2 protein-coding genes and 1 pseudogene are annotated in these 3,877 nt (G+C 60.8%); all 3 read left to right on the plus strand.

All coding sequences use genetic code 11. The features are described from left to right. Window positions 1-538: 538 nt before the first annotated feature. Window positions 539-2,233: a 5-guanidino-2-oxopentanoate decarboxylase gene (locus EVC45_RS43710; RefSeq protein WP_129964246.1), complete on the plus strand. Its 1,695-nt coding sequence runs from the start codon at window positions 539-541 to the stop codon at window positions 2,231-2,233. Continuing rightward, window positions 2,230-3,699, plus strand: coding sequence for an aldehyde dehydrogenase family protein (locus tag EVC45_RS43715; RefSeq protein ID WP_129964247.1), 1,470 nt, complete (start codon window positions 2,230-2,232; stop codon window positions 3,697-3,699). The genes EVC45_RS43710 and EVC45_RS43715 overlap by 4 nt, the downstream gene beginning before the upstream one ends. A gap of 26 nt (window positions 3,700-3,725) precedes the next feature. Continuing rightward, window positions 3,726-3,877: pseudogene (locus tag EVC45_RS47450) on the plus strand (ABC transporter substrate-binding protein); the annotation flags it as partial.

Consider the following 3,877-nt stretch of genomic DNA (forward strand, 5'->3'; position numbering starts at 1 on the left):
TGAAGTAGAAGTAGTTTTGTCGGGCATTGCAACACCTTATACGAGATAAGTGTTGCACCTCGCTTTTGAGGCCGCCAAGTAATTGCTTTCGCATTCGCTGCATTGCTTGCATTCGCGCGCGGATAAAAGGCCATTCTGATTATTAAAGCCAATCGCCTGAAATGCAGGCAATGCGGATCGTGGGAACGTGGGCGCACGACGGTCTTCGAAGTTGCGCCGATCTCCTTGCGTCGTCATGAGAATTTGTAATTAACGATGCACTGAAAATCGCCAAATATCCTTGAATTTAGGCGGAAATGAGATCGGGTTTTCCCTTTGATATGCGAATAGATCATGCCGATCATGAAAAATTATCGGTTGTTCGGCGCGCATCCAGCAACGAGAATTCATTCAACGGAAGAGCGCGACGACTACGTTCAGCTCGCAGGTCGAATCGCGTAGGTGATTACGGGCAAATGCAGTAAATGCCGGACGCGATCTCGATTTTTATACGGACACCTGAATGCAGGGTTCAAACCAACCGGGAGCCTGAAGACTAATGAATTTTCCCGAAACCACACACCTCCTCGGTGAGGTATGCGCCAACCCGATAGCGTACCCGGCGACGCCAGATCGAACCTGTGGCGAGGCGCTCGTGACGTTGCTTGAGGGCTATGGCGTTCAGTGCGTATTTGGCATCCCGGGTGTGCATACGGTCGAGCTATATCGCGGTCTCGCGGCTTCTTCGATCCGGCATGTGACGCCGCGTCACGAACAGGGTGCGGGTTTCATGGCGGACGGTTATGCACGGGTCACGGGCAAGCCTGGCGTGTGCTTCATCATCACGGGTCCCGGCATGACCAATATCGCAACGGCGATGGCGCAGGCCTATGCCGACTCAATTCCGATGTTGGTGATTTCCAGTGTGAACGAACGACGGCAACTGGCTAGCGGAGACGGGCGTCTTCACGAGTTGCCTTCGCAGCGCGAAGTATTCGCGGGATTTACCGCGTTCTCGCATACGCTGCTCGATGCCGCTGAACTCCCCCAGGTTCTCTCGCGCGCGTTCGCCGTGTTCGAGAGTGCCCGGCCGCGGCCGGTGCATATCGAGATTCCGCTCGACGTGATCGTCGCGTCCGCGAGCGGCATGGCGCTGACGCCGGCGGCATTGCCGGACAGGCCGACCGCCAGCGCCGGCGCGCTCGACGCTGCCGCGAACCTGCTTGCCGAAGCCCGGCGGCCGTTGATTCTGGCTGGCGGTGGAGCGGTGGAAGCCTCGGTCGAGTTGTGCGAGTTGGCCGAGCGGTTGCAGGCGCCGGTCGCTCTCACGGTCAATGCGAAAGGCCTTTTGCGTTGCGGTCATCCGCTGTCGCTCGGTTCAACACAATCGTTGCCCGAGACGCGGGCCATGGTCCGCGAAGCCGATGTGGTACTCGCTGTCGGGACCGAGCTGGGTGAAACAGACTACGACGTCGTGTTCGATGGTGGCTTCTCTATCGGTGGCCGACTCATTCGCATCGATATCGACGCGCAACAGGTGATGCGCAATTTTCGTCCTGAAGCAGCGATCGTTGCCGATGCGAAGCACGCACTTGGCGGCCTGTCGGCGCGCCTGCGCGAGCGGCCGTTGCCGTCGAGGCAAGCTGACTGGGGTGCGGTGCGGGTCTCGGCCGTGCGTGCCGCGATCGCGGCCAGCTACGATGCGCCGATGCGATCGCAAAAGCAATTTGTCGAGACGATCGTCAGCGCATTGCCCGACGTGATCATCGCAGGAGACTCGACGAGCCCAGTCTATGCCGGCAACTTTGTCCATGACGCCCCTGCGCCGCGTTCCTGGTTCAATTCATCGACAGGTTACGGCACGCTGGGCTATGGACTGCCAGCTGCCATCGGTGCGAAGCTTGCTGCGCCACGACGACCGGTAGTCTGCCTGATCGGAGATGGCGGTTTGCAGTTCACCATGCCGGAGCTGGCTAGTGCAGTCGAGGCTCGTGTGCCGGTGATCGTGCTGCTGTGGAACAACTTCGGTTATGGCGAAATCCGCAAATACATGGTTCGGCGCGACATCACACCGGTCGGCGTGGATATCTACACACCGGACTTCATTGCGCTGGCGCGCGGTTTCGGATGCGCGGCGAGCCGGGTGGGTGAGCCGGGGAGCCTCCTGACGGAATTGCAGCAGGCCGCGTTGCGTAGCGTCCCCACCGTCATCGAGATCGACGAGGCAACCTGGTTCGAGAAGGTGCCGGCATGAGTAAGCAAATACCCTTGCGTTGCGGCGAGCTGCTGAGTACGCAGCTCTATATCGATGGCTGCTGGTGCAATAGCGAAAACAGCGCTTCCTTGCCGGTGGTCAATCCGTCCACGGAAGAGTTGATTGCCGAAGTTCAGGCGGGTGACGCACGAGACGTTGAGCGCGCGGTCCAGGCTGCGGCCCGCGCATTCAGCGCGTGGAAGAACACGACCGGTGCAGCGCGCGCTGCCTATCTGCGTGCGATCGCCCGTGGTGTGGAGGCGCGTCGTGGATCTCTCGCTGCGCTCCAATCGCTGAACAATGGTAAGCCGCTTGCGGAAGCGGAGATCGACATCGGCGATGTCGTCGCGACCTTTGACTACTACGCCGAACTAGCCGAGCAACTCGACGAGACTGGCGAAGCCGAAGTTGCCATTCCCAGCGCGGATCATCGCGCGGTGATTCGCCGCGAGCCGGCAGGGGTCGCGGCACTGATCGTGCCGTGGAATTTCCCGATGGTCACGACCGCATGGAAGCTCGCGCCCGCGCTCGCGGCGGGTTGCACGGTCGTGCTCAAGCCATCTGAGGTTACACCGCTGCCTGAGTTGCAATTGGCCGCAATCGTTGCCGAGGTTGGCCTGCCGCCGGGCGTGTTCAACGTCGTCACCGGAACGGGTGCCGATGTCGGCGCGCCGCTGACAGCCCATCCGCGCGTCGCGAAGGTGTCCTTCACGGGGAGCACGGCTGTCGGGGAGCGGGTCATGAAGGCCGCCGCTGAAACGATCAAGGGCGTGAGTCTCGAGCTGGGCGGCAAGTCGTCGATCATCGTGTTCGCCGATGCGGATCTCGATCTGGCCGTCGACCTGGTGGCGGGCGGCGCATTCTTCAATGCAGGTCAGATGTGTTCGGCGACCTCGCGGGTGCTCGTCGAGCGGACGATCGCCGAAGCACTCATTGCGCGCCTTGCCGAGCGCGCGACTCAAATGGTGGTTGGCGACCCGTTTTCGCCGGGTGTGCAGATGGGGCCTCTCACTAACCGCGCGCAATTCGAGCGCGTGCAACGCTTTATTGCGCAGGGTAAGGCCGATGGCGCACGTCTGTTGATTGGGGGCGAAGTACCGGCCGGTCCGGGCTACTTCGTGAAGCCGACGATATTCGTCGATGTTCCAACCGATAGCGTCGTGTGGCGCGAGGAGATTTTCGGCCCGGTGCTGTGCGTGCGCAGCTTCGACGCTGAAGCGGATGCGATTGAAGCCGCCAACGATACTGATTTCGGGCTGGTCGCGACAGTCGTCACACGCGATGCAGTGCGCGGTAAGCGAGTCGCCGATGCATTGGCGGCTGGAGTCGTCTGGATCAATACGCCGCAACTGATTTTTCCGCAGACCTCGTGGGGCGGCTACAAGCAGAGCAGCATCGGGCGCGAACTCGGTCCGTTCGGACTCGCAGCGTTTCAGGAAATCAAACAGGTACTGACAGTGATTTAGTCGTGATGTTCAGACAGGAGACGACCATGCAAGAGATCAAACGGGGTAGAAGGCAGGCCATCAAGACGATCGGTACGGCGCTCGCGGCATCCGCGCTGCCAATGCCGTTCCTGAATCTGCGCGCGCAGGAGCACAACTTCAGCGGCAAGACGCTGCGCATCCTGACGTGGTCGGACGA

Source organism: Paraburkholderia sp. UYCP14C (assembly GCF_004197395.1).
In the GTDB taxonomy this organism is placed as follows: domain Bacteria; phylum Pseudomonadota; class Gammaproteobacteria; order Burkholderiales; family Burkholderiaceae; genus Paraburkholderia.

Bases quoted from the DNA above. Each gene is read 5' to 3' on its own strand.
- EVC45_RS43710 (WP_129964246.1), top strand. From the start codon at position 539: ATGAATTTTCCCGAAACCACACACCTCCTCGGTGAGGTATGCGCCAAC.
- EVC45_RS43715 (WP_129964247.1), top strand. From the start codon at position 2,230: ATGAGTAAGCAAATACCCTTGCGTTGCGGCGAGCTGCTGAGTACGCAG.